The 12,952-nt window shown below is 71.3% G+C and carries 12 protein-coding genes; all 12 read right to left on the bottom strand.

The genetic code is table 11. From position 1 onward, the window contains the following. Positions 1 to 249: 249 nt before the first annotated feature. Positions 250 to 684 carry a transcription antitermination factor NusB gene (gene nusB / locus ACIQJT_RS36990; RefSeq protein ID WP_365461610.1) on the bottom strand — a complete coding sequence of 145 codons (435 nt, stop codon included), beginning with the start codon at positions 682 to 684 and terminating at the stop codon, positions 250 to 252. Between the two features lie 2 nt (positions 685 to 686). Continuing rightward, a complete protein-coding gene (gene efp, locus ACIQJT_RS36985; protein ID WP_053852068.1) occupies positions 687 to 1,253 on the bottom strand; it encodes an elongation factor P in 567 nt (188 codons plus the stop codon). Between the two features lie 52 nt (positions 1,254 to 1,305). Further along, positions 1,306 to 2,412, bottom strand: a complete 1,107-nt coding sequence (locus ACIQJT_RS36980) for an aminopeptidase P family protein (RefSeq protein WP_402650043.1) — start codon at positions 2,410 to 2,412, stop codon at positions 1,306 to 1,308. 132 nt (positions 2,413 to 2,544) lie between these two features. Then, positions 2,545 to 3,423, bottom strand: a complete 879-nt coding sequence (locus tag ACIQJT_RS36975; RefSeq protein ID WP_365461614.1) for a Pro-rich N-terminal domain-containing protein — start codon at positions 3,421 to 3,423, stop codon at positions 2,545 to 2,547. A 291-nt stretch (positions 3,424 to 3,714) separates the two neighbouring features. After that, positions 3,715 to 4,806 (bottom strand): 3-dehydroquinate synthase, encoded by a 1,092-nt coding sequence (gene aroB / locus ACIQJT_RS36970; protein WP_053852286.1) that lies wholly within the window; start codon positions 4,804 to 4,806, stop codon positions 3,715 to 3,717. Next, complete coding sequence (locus ACIQJT_RS36965) at positions 4,803 to 5,315, bottom strand: shikimate kinase (protein ID WP_365461616.1); 513 nt, start codon at positions 5,313 to 5,315, stop codon at positions 4,803 to 4,805. The genes aroB and ACIQJT_RS36965 overlap by 4 nt, the downstream gene beginning before the upstream one ends. Further along, positions 5,312 to 6,496, bottom strand: coding sequence for a chorismate synthase (aroC, locus tag ACIQJT_RS36960; protein WP_402650042.1), 1,185 nt, complete (start codon positions 6,494 to 6,496; stop codon positions 5,312 to 5,314). The genes ACIQJT_RS36965 and aroC overlap by 4 nt, the downstream gene beginning before the upstream one ends. A 265-nt stretch (positions 6,497 to 6,761) precedes the next feature. Continuing rightward, positions 6,762 to 7,601, bottom strand: a complete 840-nt coding sequence (locus tag ACIQJT_RS36955; protein WP_402650041.1) for a shikimate dehydrogenase — start codon at positions 7,599 to 7,601, stop codon at positions 6,762 to 6,764. Positions 7,602 to 7,661: 60 nt separating this feature from the next. Continuing rightward, on the bottom strand, positions 7,662 to 9,347 hold the full coding sequence (gene mltG, locus ACIQJT_RS36950; RefSeq protein WP_402650040.1) for an endolytic transglycosylase MltG: 1,686 nt from the start codon (positions 9,345 to 9,347) through the stop codon (positions 7,662 to 7,664). 122 nt (positions 9,348 to 9,469) lie between these two features. After that, on the bottom strand, positions 9,470 to 9,934 hold the full coding sequence (gene ruvX, locus ACIQJT_RS36945; protein ID WP_365461622.1) for a Holliday junction resolvase RuvX: 465 nt from the start codon (positions 9,932 to 9,934) through the stop codon (positions 9,470 to 9,472). Continuing rightward, entirely contained in the window at positions 9,934 to 12,606 is a 2,673-nt protein-coding gene (gene alaS / locus ACIQJT_RS36940; protein WP_365461624.1) for an alanine--tRNA ligase, read from the bottom strand. Before alaS ends, ruvX begins: the two co-directional genes overlap by 1 nt. Next, complete coding sequence (locus ACIQJT_RS36935; RefSeq protein WP_280852655.1) at positions 12,606 to 12,947, bottom strand: hypothetical protein; 342 nt, start codon at positions 12,945 to 12,947, stop codon at positions 12,606 to 12,608. Before ACIQJT_RS36935 ends, alaS begins: the two co-directional genes overlap by 1 nt. Positions 12,948 to 12,952 lie beyond the last annotated feature (5 nt).

Below are 12,952 nucleotides of genomic sequence, written 5' to 3'. Positions count from 1 at the left end.
CTTCTCGGGGGGGGGGGCGCCCCCGGGGGCCGGCGCGGGGGGGCCCCCCCATTTGTTGGCCCCCCCCCCCCCCCCCCCCCCCCGGGCGCGGGGGGGGGGGGGGCGCCCCCTCGGGGGGCCCCCCCCCCCCGGCGGCTTTCTGCGGGCCTCGCGAAGCTCTCGCGCCCGCATACGCCTGAGGGCCCGCAGCGGTCGCGCTGCGGGCCCTCAGGCGATGTGCGTCTCGATCGAGCCGCCACGCCGCCTCGCCTACGCCTGGTCCCGGCGCAGGGACGGCTTCAGGTCCTTGAACCGGCCGAGCAGACCGTTCACGAACGAGGGCGACTCGTCCGTGGAGAACTCCTTGGCCAGTTGCACCATCTCGTCGAGCACCACCGCGTCCGGGGTCTCGTCGACCCAGATCAGCTCGTAGGCGCCCAGCCGCAGGATGTTGCGGTCGACGACCGGCATCCGGTCCAGCGTCCAGCCGACCGCGTACTGCGCGATCAGCTCGTCGATGCGCTTCGCGTGCTCCGTGTAGCCCTCGACGAGCTGCATCGTGTACTCGCTCACCGGCGGCTGCCGGGTGTCCTCCCGGGACAGCCGGATCCAGTCCGCCAGGACCGTCAGGACGTCGACGTCGCGCTGGTCGCCCTCGAAGAGGATCTGGAAGGCGCGCTTGCGGGCCGTGTTGCGGGCAGCCACGGTTAGCTGTTCACCCGGCCGAGGTAGTCGCTCGTGCGGGTGTCGACCTTGATCTTCTCACCGGTGGTGATGAAGAGCGGGACCTGGATCTGGTGGCCGGTCTCCAGGGTGGCGGGCTTGGTGCCGCCCGTGGAGCGGTCGCCCTGGACGCCCGGCTCGGTCTCCTGGATGGTCAGCTCGACGGCGGCCGGCAGCTCGACGAAGAGCACCTCGCCCTCGTGCTGCGCGACGGTGGCCGTGAAGCCCTCGACGAGGAAGTTCGCCGCGTCGGCGACCGTCTTGCGGTCGATCATGAGCTGGTCGTAGGTCTCCATGTCCATGAAGACGAAGTACTCGCCGTCCATGTACGAGAACTGCATGTCGCGCTTGTCGACAGTGGCCGTCTCGACCTTGACGCCGGCGTTGAACGTCTTGTCGACGACCTTGCCGGACAGCACGTTCTTGAGCTTGGTGCGCACGAAAGCGGGGCCCTTGCCGGGCTTGACGTGCTGGAACTCGACGACGGACCAGAGCTGGCCGCCTTCGAGCTTGAGCACCAGGCCGTTCTTGAGGTCGTTCGTGGAAGCCACGGTTGCGGAATCTCCTGGACTGACGTGGACGACCCCGGCGCACGCACGTTGCCTATAGTGCGAGCAGCTCCTTGGTCGTGATGGTGAGTAGCTCGGGTCCGCCGTCCGCCTCGGGGCGTACGACGAGCGTGTCATCGATCCGGACGCCGCCCCGTCCCGGGAGGTGGACCCCCGGTTCGACGGTGACCGGCACGCAAGCGTCCAGTTTACCCATGGCCGCGGGGGCCAACTGCGGGTCCTCCGCGATTTCGAGCCCCACACCGTGTCCGGTGAGGCCGGGGAGCCCCTCGTGGTGCCCCGCGGACTCCAGTACCTGGCGTGCCGCACGGTCCACGTCACGGTAGGCGGCACCGGGCGTCAGCGACTCCCGTCCGGCCCGCTGAGCGGCGAAGACGAGGTCGTAGAGCTCGATCTGCCAGTCGGCGGGGGACGTCCCGATGACGAACGTGCGGCCGATCTCGCAGCGGTAGCCGCGGTAGCTCGCGCCCAGGCAGACGGAGAGAAAGTCGCCCTCCTCGACCCGGCGGTCGGTGGGCCGGTGGGCCGGCCGGCCGGAGTTCGGGCCGGTGCCGACGGAGGTGGCGAAGGCCGGGCCGTCGGCCCCGTGGTCGACGAGGCGGCGCTCCAGTTCCAGGGCGAGGTGCCGCTCGGTGCGGCCCACGAGGATGGACTCCAGGAGCTCGCCCAGTGCCTGGTCGGCGATCTCGGCGCCGATGCGCAGGCAGGAGATCTCCTCCTCGTCCTTGATGACGCGGAGCTGTTCGACCGCGCCCCCGAGGTCGGCCAGACGCAGCCGCGGGGCGACCGAGCGGATCGCCCGGTGCCGGGCGACCGTGAGGTGCTTCTCCTCCACGGCGAGCGAGTCCACGCCCTGAGCGGTGGCGAGGTCCGCCGCGGCGACGGCCGGGTCGCCCCCGGCGCCGGGAAGGTGGTGCGGTCGCAGGGCCTCGTCGGGACGCCCGGCGCCGGGACGGTCGTCCGGGGGGCCGGAGCACACCAGGAGGTCCTCGGTCCTGCCGAGCAGCAGCACGCTGCCCCGCGGGGCGGCACCCGCGAGGTAGCGGACGTTGGCCGGACGGGAGATCAGCGCGGCCTGGCTGCCGCCGGCCTGGCAGCGGTCGCGTAGGCGGGTTCTGCGGGTGGCGTACACCTCTGACATGACTTGAGCGTAGGAGTTCTCCCGAAATGTCGCTGTTCGGGAGAGTCCGAGTGGGGAGCGCCGCTGCTCGTCCGCGGGTCCGCGGACCGGCCGGACCCACCCGGTGGCACCGCGCATGGGCGCCTTCGGGGGCTACCAGCTGGGCGGGCTCGCGATGGAGCGCGCCAGGACGTCGTCCAGCACCTTCGCCGTCTGCGCCACGTCCATCTGGCTGTTGTCGATGATCGGCAGACCCGAGCCGTACCAGCCGGCCATCCGGCCGTGGATCCGCGCCACCTCCTCGTCGGTCAGCCGGCGGTTGCCGGACCGCTCCGCGTTGCGCTCCAGGACGATCTCCAGGCCGGGCAGCAGGACCACCGGGAGCAGTCCCGGGCCCACGTGCCGCTTCCAGCCGCCGAGACCGACCACGGGCCGGTCCGGGAAGACCGCGTCGTCGAGGATGCAGGAGATGCCGTTGGCGAGGAAGTTGCGGGCGGCGAAGCCGCAGGTGCGGCGGGCGAGCCGGTACTGGGCCTCGGAGTGGTCGTTCCAGCCGGACTGCGGGTCGGCGAAGCCCGAGCGCACCCACTCGCGTACGTCGTCGAGGCTGATGTGGGCGGTGGGGACCCGGCGGTGATCGGCCCAGTACTTGGCGACGCTCGTCTTGCCGGCGCCCGCCGGACCGATGAGCAGCACCGCGAGGGTGGTGCCCGCGGGGTCCGGGGCGGCGACGGGCGGGGTGCTCGGGACGCCCACGGGGGCGCCGGGCGGCAGCGGCACATGGCCGGTGGTGTCGGGCACCGGCCCCGGTGAGTGCTGCGGCGCGGGCGGGACCGGCGAGTGCGGTGGCGTCGGCGGCACGGGAGCCGGGGCGAAGCCCGGTGCCGACGGCGGTGGGGGCACCGGGGCGGAGCCCTGGTGCGCACCCGGGTGATGCGGTCCCGGGTGGTGTGCGGCCGACGACCAGCCGGCGGCCGGTCCGTGCCCCGGCTGATGGGGCGGCGGCAGCGGAGAACCCACTGCGTGCTGCATCCGGTGCCACTCCGTCTCGTCTTTTTCGGCTCGCTCGCCCCGGGGCGCTCGCGTCGGTGCCGGGAGCCCGACCGGGCGCGGCCCGAAAGCCCTCGCCCGCTCGTCCTCTCGTCTCCGACGCGCCCCCTCCGGCTCACTCGCGTCAGGCTGATCGGCGCTGGTTACGGGGTGGTGCATACCCCGTTCGCCATCGAACGGTACCGCCCCCGGCCCATGTTTGGTGAAACGACCGGGGGCGCCCCGAAGTGCCCCTGGGGCAAGGCGAATCAGGCGGAACGCCCGTCGCGGGACTTACTGGCCGACCTCGCCGTACGCGGCGAGCAGCACGGCCGGGTCCGGGCCCTCCAGGACGGTGGGCTTGCCCAGTCCGTCGAGGACGATGAACCGCAGCAGGTTGCCGCGGGACTTCTTGTCGACCTTCATGGTCTCCAGCAACTTGGGCCACTGGTCGTAGCGGTAGTGCAACGGCAGGCCGACCGACTCCAGGACCGTGCGGTGGCGGTCGGCGGTCGCGTCGTCCAACCGGCCCGCCAGACGGCCCAGTTCGGCGGCGAAGTGCATCCCTACGGCGACGGCGGCGCCGTGCCGCCACTTGTACCGCTCGTTCTTCTCGATGGCGTGGGCGAGCGTGTGGCCGTAGTTGAGGATCTCCCTGAGGCCCGACTCCTTGAGGTCGGAGGAGACCACCTCGGCCTTGACCCGGATCGAGCGCTCGATGAGCTCCGCGGTGTGCGGGCCCGCCGGGGTGCGCGCCGCCTCGGGGTCGGACTCGATGAGCTCCAGGATCTGCGGGTCGGCGATGAAGCCGGCCTTGATGATCTCGGCGAGCCCGGAGACGTAGTCGTTGACCGGCAGGGAGTCCAGCGCGGCCAGGTCGCACAGGACGCCGGCGGGCGGGTGGAAGGCGCCGACGAGGTTCTTGCCCTCGGCGGTGTTGATGCCGGTCTTGCCGCCGACGGCCGCGTCGACCATGGCGAGCACGGTGGTCGGGATGGCGATCCAGCGCACCCCGCGCAGCCAGGTCGCGGCCACGAACCCGGCCAGGTCGGTGGTCGCGCCGCCGCCGACGCCGACCACGACGTCGGAGCGGGTGAAGCCGGACTGGCCGAGCGCCTTCCAGCAGTAGGCGGCGACCTCGGCGGTCTTGGCCTCCTCCGCGTTGGGCACCTGGATGGCGACGGCCTCGTAGCCCTGCTCGGCGAGGTCGGCGCGCAGGGCCTCCCCGGTGTCGGCGAGCGCCTCGGGGTGGACGACGGCGACGCGCTGCGCCTTCTCCCCCACCAACGCACCGAGTTCACCCAGGAGTTGACGGCCCACCAGGACCTCGTACGGTTCGCTGCCCGCGGTGCCGCCGACCTGGATGCGCGTCACTGCCTCGCTCATGCTTCCTTCAACTCCAGTGCGTCCAGCGCGATGTCGGTGACTTCTTCGGGAGTGCGGCCGTCGGTGGCCACGACCGCCGTGGCGATCGACTCGTACAGATGGCGGCGGGCCTCCATCAGCTCGCGCCACTGCTTGCGGGGGTTGACCGCGAGCAGCGGACGCGCGGCGTTCAGGCCGGTGCGCTTGACGGCTTCCTCGACGTCCATCGACAGGTACAGCACCCGCTGCCCGGCCAGCAGGGCGCGGGTGTCCTCGTCGAGGACCGAGCCGCCGCCGAGGGCGAGGACGCCGTCGTGCTCGGCGAGGGCCCGCCGCACGGCGGTCTTCTCGATCGCCCGGAAGGCCGGCTCGCCCTCGTCGACGAAGATCTCCGCGATGGCGCGGCCCTGCTCGGCGACGATGTCGTCGTCGGTGTCCCGGTACCCCACCGCGAGCCGCTCGGCCAGCAGCCGCCCGACGGTGGACTTGCCCACGCCCATCGGCCCGACGAGGACGACCACAGGGCTCATCGGATGGCCAGGTTCTCGAGGTACGACTGCACGTTGCGGCGGGTCTCGGGCACGCTGTCGCCGCCGAACTTCTCCGCCACCGCGTCCGCCAGGACGAGCGCGACCATCGCCTCGGCGACGATGCCGGCGGCCGGGACCGCGGACACGTCGGAGCGCTGGTGGTGGGCCTGGGCGGCCTCGCCGGTGGTCACGTCCACGGTCTGCAGGGCCCGCGGCACGGTCGCGATCGGCTTCATCGCGGCCCGCACCCGCAGCAGCTCACCCGTGCTCAGGCCGCCCTCGGTGCCGCCGGAGCGGCCGGAGACGCGCCGGATGCCCTCGGGGGAGTTCACGATCTCGTCGTGCGCCTTCGAGCCCGGCACCCGCGCCAGCTCGAACCCGTCACCGAGCTCGACGCCCTTGATCGCCTGGATGCCCATCAGCGCCCCCGCGAGGCGGGCGTCCAGCTTGCGGTCCCAGTGGACGTGCGAGCCCAGGCCCACGGGCACGCCGTACGCCAGGATCTCCACCACCCCGCCGAGGGTGTCGCCGTCCTTGTGGGCCTGGTCGACCTCGGCCACCATCGCCTTCGACGTGTCCGCGTCCAGGCAGCGCAGCGGGTCGGCGTCGAGCCGCCCGACGTCGGCCGGGGTGGGGTACACCCCGGCGGGGGCCTTCACCGAGCACAGCTCGACGACATGGCTGACGATCTCGACGCCGGTCGTCTCCTTCAGGTACGACCGGGCCACCGCGCCCAGCGCCACCCGGGCCGCCGTCTCCCGCGCGGAGGCGCGCTCCAGGATCGGCCGGGCCTCGTCGAAGCCGTACTTCTGCATGCCCGCGAGGTCGGCGTGGCCGGGACGCGGGCGGGTCAGCGGGGCGTTGCGCGCGAGGCCCGCCAGGATCTCCGGGTCGACGGGGTCGGCCGACATGACCTGCTCCCACTTCGGCCACTCGGTGTTGCCCACCATGATCGCGACCGGGGAACCGAGGGACAGACCGTGCCGGACGCCGCCGAGGAAGGTGACCTGGTCCTGCTCGAACTTCATCCGGGCACCGCGGCCATAGCCCAGCCGCCGCCTCGCCAGGTGGTCCGCCACCATCTCCGTGGTGATGGGCACGCCGGCGGGAAGGCCCTCCAGCGTCGCGACGAGTGCGGGACCGTGGGACTCCCCCGCGGTCAGCCAGCGCAACCTGCTCAACGGTGCTCCTCAGTGCTCGCGCCCTGGTACTGCCCTGCTTACGCGCGTCCTCGCGTACGGCAACGGCGCGACCAGGTGCGCGGCCCCGGCCCGCCGTCTCCGATCCTCCCACGTCCGGCGGCGACCGCCGGTCACAGGTCCAGCAGACGGACGTCAGGGGTTCGTCGGCGTCGGCGTCCGCGGGGGTCGCCCGTGCGCCTCGGCAGGGCCACGGCGGCCGTGATCCGCCCGGCCGACGGCAGCCGTTCCGCTCGGCCGCCGCCCGTCAGCGGGCCGCCAGCGCGTGCTCGCCGGCCGTGCGCATGGCCTCCACGGGCGCGGGAGTCCGGCCCGTCATCTGCTCGACCTGGAGCACCGCCTGGTGCACGAGCAGGTCGAGGCCGCTGACCACGGCTCCGCCGGTCATCGACCAGCGGGCCGCGAGCTCCGTCGGCCAGGGGTCGTAGAGCACGTCGAAGAGGGCGGCGGGCCGCTCCGGTACGGCGTGGGCGAGGGCGTCCGTCGCCCCGGCGGGGGTGGTCGCGATCACCAGCGGGGCGCGCAGGGCCTCGGCCGCGTCCGCCCAGTCCGCCGTGCGCACCTCGACGTCGAGGCGCTCGCCCCACTGCCGCATCTCGGCGGCCCGGGCGTCGCTGCGCACATAGGCGACGACCTCGCCGGTGCAGATCCGGGCGAGCGCGGCGAGCGCGGAGGAGGCGGTGGCGCCGGCGCCGAGGATCGCCGCCGAGTCCACCTGCTCGATGCCGCGCTCGCGGAGGGCGGCGACCATCCCCGGGATGTCGGTGTTGTCGCCGAGGCGGCGGCCGTCCTCGGCGAACACGACGGTGTTGACCGCCTCCACGGAGGCGGCGGTGTCGCTGATCCCGTCGAGCAGCGGGATGACCGCCCGCTTGAGCGGCATGGTCACCGACAGTCCGGCCCACTCCGGACCGAGCTGCTCGACGAACCCGGGCAGGGCGGCCTCGTCGAGCTCGAACCGGTCGTACGACCAGCCCGTGAGCCCCAGCTCCCGGTAGGCGGCCCGGTGCAGGACCGGCGAGAGGGAGTGGGCGATGGGCTTGCCGAGAACGGCGGCCCGGCGGGCGTCGGTGGCCCGAGCTGTCATGGAATCGTTCCTTGATCCGTTGTCACGCGAGGACCACGGCCCGGCTAGGGCGTCCGGTCCTCAGTCCTTCTTCCGTGACGCGTTGAACTCCTGCACGAGCCGGTCGTGCTCGGCGAGCGTCTTCGTGAACCTGCTGGTCTTGCCGTCCAGCGAGATGAAGTAGTACCAGCCGTCGTGCGTCGGGTTGAGCGCCCCCTTGATGGCCTCCTCGCCCGGGTTGTCGATCGGCCCGGGCGGCAGCCCCTTCACGTAGTACGTGTTGTAGGGGTTGTCGTACTGCTTGAGCTCGGCGATCGTCAGATCGATCTTGCTCTGGTTCTTGACGTAGTTGTACGTGGAGTCGAACTCCAGGGAGCCGTACGTCTGGGGGTTGCCCGGCTTCAGGCGGTTGTAGACGACCTCGGCCATCTTGCGGAAGTCGTCGTGGCTCGTGCCCTCGGCCTGCGCGAGGCTCGCGACGGTGAGCAGCTGCCAGGGACCGTCCAGGCCCAGCCCCTCGGCCTTCTCCTCAAGGCCCATGGCCTCGTACTTGTCCTTGGCGCGGCTGACCATGTCCTTGAGCACGGCCTCCGGCTTGTCCCCCTTGCTGACCGCGTAGGCGGAGGGGTACAGGAACCCTTCGAGCGGGTCCTTCAGATCGGAGTGACCGAGCGCCCACTCGGGCAGCCCGAGGTCCTTGTACTTCTGCTTGGCGACCTTCGCCGTGGTGCCCTTCGACACCTTCAGGCGCTCGTCGACCTCCTCGTAGACATCCGCGTTGCGCTCGCCCTCGCGGATGATCAGGTTGTTCTGGCTCTTGGGGTCGAGCATCAGCGCCACGGCGCTCTCGGCGGACATCTCCTTGTTCAGGAGGTACGAGCCGGCCTGGATCTTGCCCGATTCACCGTTGCGGGCGAACGCGGCCACGAACGCGTCGACGCTCTTGACGACACCGGCCGCCTTGAGCAGCCGCCCCATCTCCGCTCCGTTGGCGCCCGAGGGGACGGTGATGGCCACCTTCTCGCCGGTGCCGTCCCCCGTGTAGTCCGGCGCCGAGACGAAACGATTTTGGTAGAACTGGTAACCGAAATATCCGACCGTGCCGACACCGCCGCCGAGCACCACCAGGACCACCAGGCAGGCGCATCCGCTGCGCCGCTTCTTCGGTTTCTTGCCGCCACGGCCCCGGCGGTCGCCCCGGCCGCCCTCGTCGTCGACCCCGTCCTCGTCGTCCGCGAAGAAGGCGTGTTCGCCCTGGTCGGGCCCGGGATCCCAGTCGGTCTGCTGCGGTTCCGGCTCGGCCCGGCGACGGCTCGGCGCCTCCGGCGGCGGATACGCGTCAGGGGTGCCGTAGTAGTCGGGCTGCTCCCCCGTGCCGTAGGCCGCGGCCTGCTGACCGTACGGGTCCGAGGGGTCCGGGTACGGGACGTGCGTGCCGGTGCCCCAGCCGTTGTTGTCGTACTGCTGGTACTGCTGTTGTTGCTGCTCCGGGTACTGCTGCTCGGGGTACTGCTGCTCGGGGTACTGCTGCTGGCCGTAGCCCTGGTTCGGGTCGTACTGCTGCGGCGCCTGGCCGTAGTCGCCCTGCTGGCCGGTGCCCCAGTCGCCGTACTGCTGCTGCGCTTGCGGATGCTGCTGCGGCTGGCCGCCGTAGGCAGCTTGCTGGCCGGTGTGAGCCTGCTGCCCTTCCCATCCGCCGTCCCCGTAGTACGGGTCCTGCGGATGCCACGGTTCGGAGCCTTCCTGGCCCCGGCCATACTCAGTCATCGATCCCCTAGAGCCGCGAGGCGGCGGTCGCGCGGCTGGTGACCCGGCATCCGATCCGCCTCTCTCTGTGCGGCACCTGTTCGAACAGTGTCGCAGTCGCGCGGAACGTTACCGTATCGCGATCAGATGACCACTTCGACGCCCTCGCCGGGTGCTTTACCTGACACCCGTTCGGATTCCAGCGCCTGCTGGAGGATGATCACGGCGGCTGCCTGGTCGATGACCGATCTGCCCTTTTTGGATTTCACCCCGGACGCGCGCAGTCCCTGACTGGCCGTCACGGTCGTCATCCGCTCGTCGACCAGCCGGACCGGCACGGGCGCGACGGCCTTGGCGAGTTCCTGCGCGAAGCCGCGGACCTTGGCCGCGGCCGGCCCCTCGCCCCCCTTGAGGGAGCGAGGGAGACCGACGACGACCTCGATCGGTTCGTACTCCTCGACCAGCTGCTTCAGCCGGCGCCTGGCCGCCGGGACGTCCCGGCCCGGGACCGTCTCCACCGGGGTGGCGAGGATCCCGTCGGGGTCGCACGAGGCGACCCCGATGCGGGCGTCCCCGACGTCGATCGCGAGCCTGCGGCCTCTGCGCATTACTTCGCCGTCTCCCCGACCGTGCGCTCCACGGCGGCCACGGCCTCACCGATCGCGGCCGGGTTCTGGCCGCCGCCCTGGGCGACGTCCGGCTTGCCGCCACCGCCGCCGCCGAGGGTCTTGGCGGCCGTACGGACCAGGTCACCGGCCTTGAGGCCGCGCTCGCGGGCGGGCTCGTTGGTGGCGATGACCGTGAGCGGCTTGCCGTTGTTGACGGTGAACAGGGCCACCACGGCGGCCCGGCCGCCCTGGATGCGGCCGCGCACGTCGAGGACGAGCTTGCGCAGGTCGTCCGGGGTGGTGCCGTCCGGGACCTGACCGGTGACGACGGCGATCCCGCGGACGTCCTTGGCGGACTCGGCGAGACCGGCGGCGGCCTGGAGGACCTTCTCCGCGCGGAACTTCTCGATCTCCTTCTCGGCGTCCTTCAGCTTGCCGAGCATGGCGGAGACCTTCTCCGGAAGCTCCTCCGGACGGCCCTTGATCAGCTCCTGGAGCTGGGCGACGACCGTGTGCTCGCGGGCGAGGAAGTTGTACGCGTCGACACCGACGAGCGCCTCGATACGGCGGACGCCGGAGCCGATGGACGACTCGCCGAGCAGCTTGACCAGGCCGAGCTGCGAGGTGTTGTGCACGTGGGTGCCGCCGCACAGCTCCTTGGAGAAGTCGCCGATGGTCACCACGCGGACCCGCTCGCCGTACTTCTCGCCGAACTCGGCGATGGCGCCCTGCTTCTTGGCCTCGTCGATGCCCATGACGTCGGCGCGGACGTCGAGGTCGCGGGCGAGCACCTCGTTGATCTTCTGCTCGACGTCGGTCATGACGGCCGTGGGCACGGCGGACGGGGAGCCGAAGTCGAAGCGGAAGCGGCCGGGCTGGTTCTCGGAACCGGCCTGGGCGGCCGTCGGGCCGAGCGCGTCCCGCAGCGCCTGGTGGGTGAGGTGGGTGGCCGAGTGGGCGCGGGCGATGGCGGTACGACGGCGGCTGTCGATGGAGGCGTGCGCCTTGGCCCCGACGGTCACCTCGCCGAACTGGACGACGCCCTTGTGGACGTAGACGCCCGGGACCGGCTTCTGGCAGTCGCGGATCTCGATGACGGCACCGGAGTCGACCTTGATCCGGCCGGTGTCGCCGATCTGGCCGCCGCCCTCGGCGTAGAACGGGGTGCGGTCCAGGACGATCTCGACCTCGTCGCCCTCGGTGGCGGCCGGCGAGGAGGCGCCGTCGACGAGGATGCCGACGATCGTGGACTCGCCCTCGGTGTCCGTGTAGCCGATGAACTCGGTCTCGCCGGTCTTGTCGGCGATCTCCCGGTAGGCACCGGCACCGGCGTGGCCGGTCTTCTTGGCCTGGGCGTCGGCCTTGGCGCGCTCCCGCTGCTCCTTCATCAGGCGCCGGAAGCCGTCCTCGTCCACGGACAGGCCCTGTTCGGCGGCCATCTCCAGGGTGAGGTCGATCGGGAAGCCCCAGGTGTCGTGGAGCAGGAACGCCTTGTCGCCGGCGAGGACCTTGCCGCCGGCGGCCTTGGTCTCGGTGACGGCGGTGTCGAGGATGTTGGTGCCGGCCTTGAGCGTCTTGAGGAAGGCGTTCTCCTCGGCGACGGCGACCTTCTCGATGCGCTCGCGGTCGGTGACCAGCTCGGGGTACTGCTGGCCCATCATGGCGATCACGGTGTCGATCAGATCGAGCACGACCGGGCCGGTGGCGCCGAGCAGGCGCATGTTGCGGATGGCACGGCGCATGATGCGGCGCAGGACGTAACCGCGCCCCTCGTTGCCCGGGGTGACGCCGTCGCCGATGAGCATGACGGAGGTGCGCATGTGGTCGGTCACCACGCGCAGGGAGACGTCCGAGTCGTGGGCGTCGCCGTACGCGACACCGGTCAGCTCGGTGGCCTTCTTGATGACGGCCATCGAGGTGTCGATCTCGTACATGTTCTGCACGCCCTGCAGGATCATCGCGAGGCGCTCGAGTCCGAGGCCGGTGTCGATGTTCTTGCTGGGGAGCTCGCCGAGGATCTCGAAGTTGTCCTTGCCGATGCCCTCGCCGCGCTCGTACTGCATGAAGACGAGGTTCCAGATCTCCACGTACCGCTCGTCGTTGACGGCCGGGCCGCCCTCGACGCCGAACTCGGGGCCGCGGTCGTAGTTGATCTCGGAACAGGGGCCGCAGGGTCCGGGGACGCCCATGGACCAGTAGTTGTCCTTCATGCCGAGGCGCTGGATGCGCTCCTTCGGCACACCGACGACCTCGTGCCAGATGCGCTCGGCCTCGTCGTCGTCCTTGTAGACGGTGATCCACAGACGGTCGGCCTCCAGGCCGTAACCACCCTTGTCCTGGGGGCTGGTGAGCAGCTCCCAGGCGTACTTGATGGCGCCTTCCTTGAAGTAGTCGCCGAAGGAGAAGTTGCCGCACATCTGGAAGAACGTGCCGTGCCGGGTGGTCTTGCCGACCTCTTCGATGTCCGGCGTGCGCACGCACTTCTGGACGCTGGTGGCACGGTCGAAGGGCGGCTTGACCTCACCCAGGAAGTACGGCTTGAAGGGCACCATGCCGGCGGGGACGAGGAGCAGAGTCGGGTCGTCCGCGATGAGCGACGCCGAAGGGACGACGGTGTGCCCGCGCTCCTCGAAGAAGCTCAGCCAGCGGCGGCGAATCTCAGCCGACTCCATCAGTGGTCCTCATTCCGGTTGTACGAATGCGTCTTGTACGGCTTCGTCGTGTACGTCGTGTTCTCGATGGCGGCGATGCGCCGGGGGGCGGGAAGCTCGGGATCCTCGCGGATGCCCAGGGCGTCCGTCAGCTCGGCCTCCCGCTGGGCCATGTTGTCGCGGACTTCGAGCGCGAAGCCGACCGCTCGGTCCTTGAGGCGGCCCCCCGTCTCGATCGCCTTGTTGGCCGCCGTGACGGCGAGGTTCTCGGGGGTGAGCTGCTTCAGCTTGCGGTTCACCTTGGTGGTGGCCCAGACACCCGCGGCCACGCCCGTGGAGAACCAGAAAGTACGGCGGAACATCTCTG

Origin of the sequence: Streptomyces sp. NPDC091972 (genome assembly GCF_044756385.1) — a bacterium.
Lineage (GTDB): Bacteria > Actinomycetota > Actinomycetes > Streptomycetales > Streptomycetaceae > Streptomyces.
The sequence above is the reverse complement of the archived record's forward strand: the minus strand, read 5'-3'. Positions and strand labels throughout refer to the sequence as shown.

Coding starts and splice junctions, on each gene's coding strand:
- ACIQJT_RS36975 (WP_365461614.1), bottom strand. CDS start 3,423: ATGCAGCACGCAGTGGGTTCTCCGCTGCCGCCGCCCCATCAGCCGGGG.
- aroB (WP_053852286.1), bottom strand. CDS start 4,806: ATGAGCGAGGCAGTGACGCGCATCCAGGTCGGCGGCACCGCGGGCAGC.
- ACIQJT_RS36965 (WP_365461616.1), bottom strand. CDS start 5,315: ATGAGCCCTGTGGTCGTCCTCGTCGGGCCGATGGGCGTGGGCAAGTCC.
- mltG (WP_402650040.1), bottom strand. CDS start 9,347: ATGACTGAGTATGGCCGGGGCCAGGAAGGCTCCGAACCGTGGCATCCG.
- ACIQJT_RS36935 (WP_280852655.1), bottom strand. CDS start 12,947: ATGTTCCGCCGTACTTTCTGGTTCTCCACGGGCGTGGCCGCGGGTGTC.
- ACIQJT_RS36980 (WP_402650043.1), bottom strand. CDS start 2,412: ATGTCAGAGGTGTACGCCACCCGCAGAACCCGCCTACGCGACCGCTGC.
- alaS (WP_365461624.1), bottom strand. CDS start 12,606: ATGGAGTCGGCTGAGATTCGCCGCCGCTGGCTGAGCTTCTTCGAGGAG.
- ruvX (WP_365461622.1), bottom strand. CDS start 9,934: ATGCGCAGAGGCCGCAGGCTCGCGATCGACGTCGGGGACGCCCGCATC.
- ACIQJT_RS36955 (WP_402650041.1), bottom strand. CDS start 7,601: ATGACAGCTCGGGCCACCGACGCCCGCCGGGCCGCCGTTCTCGGCAAG.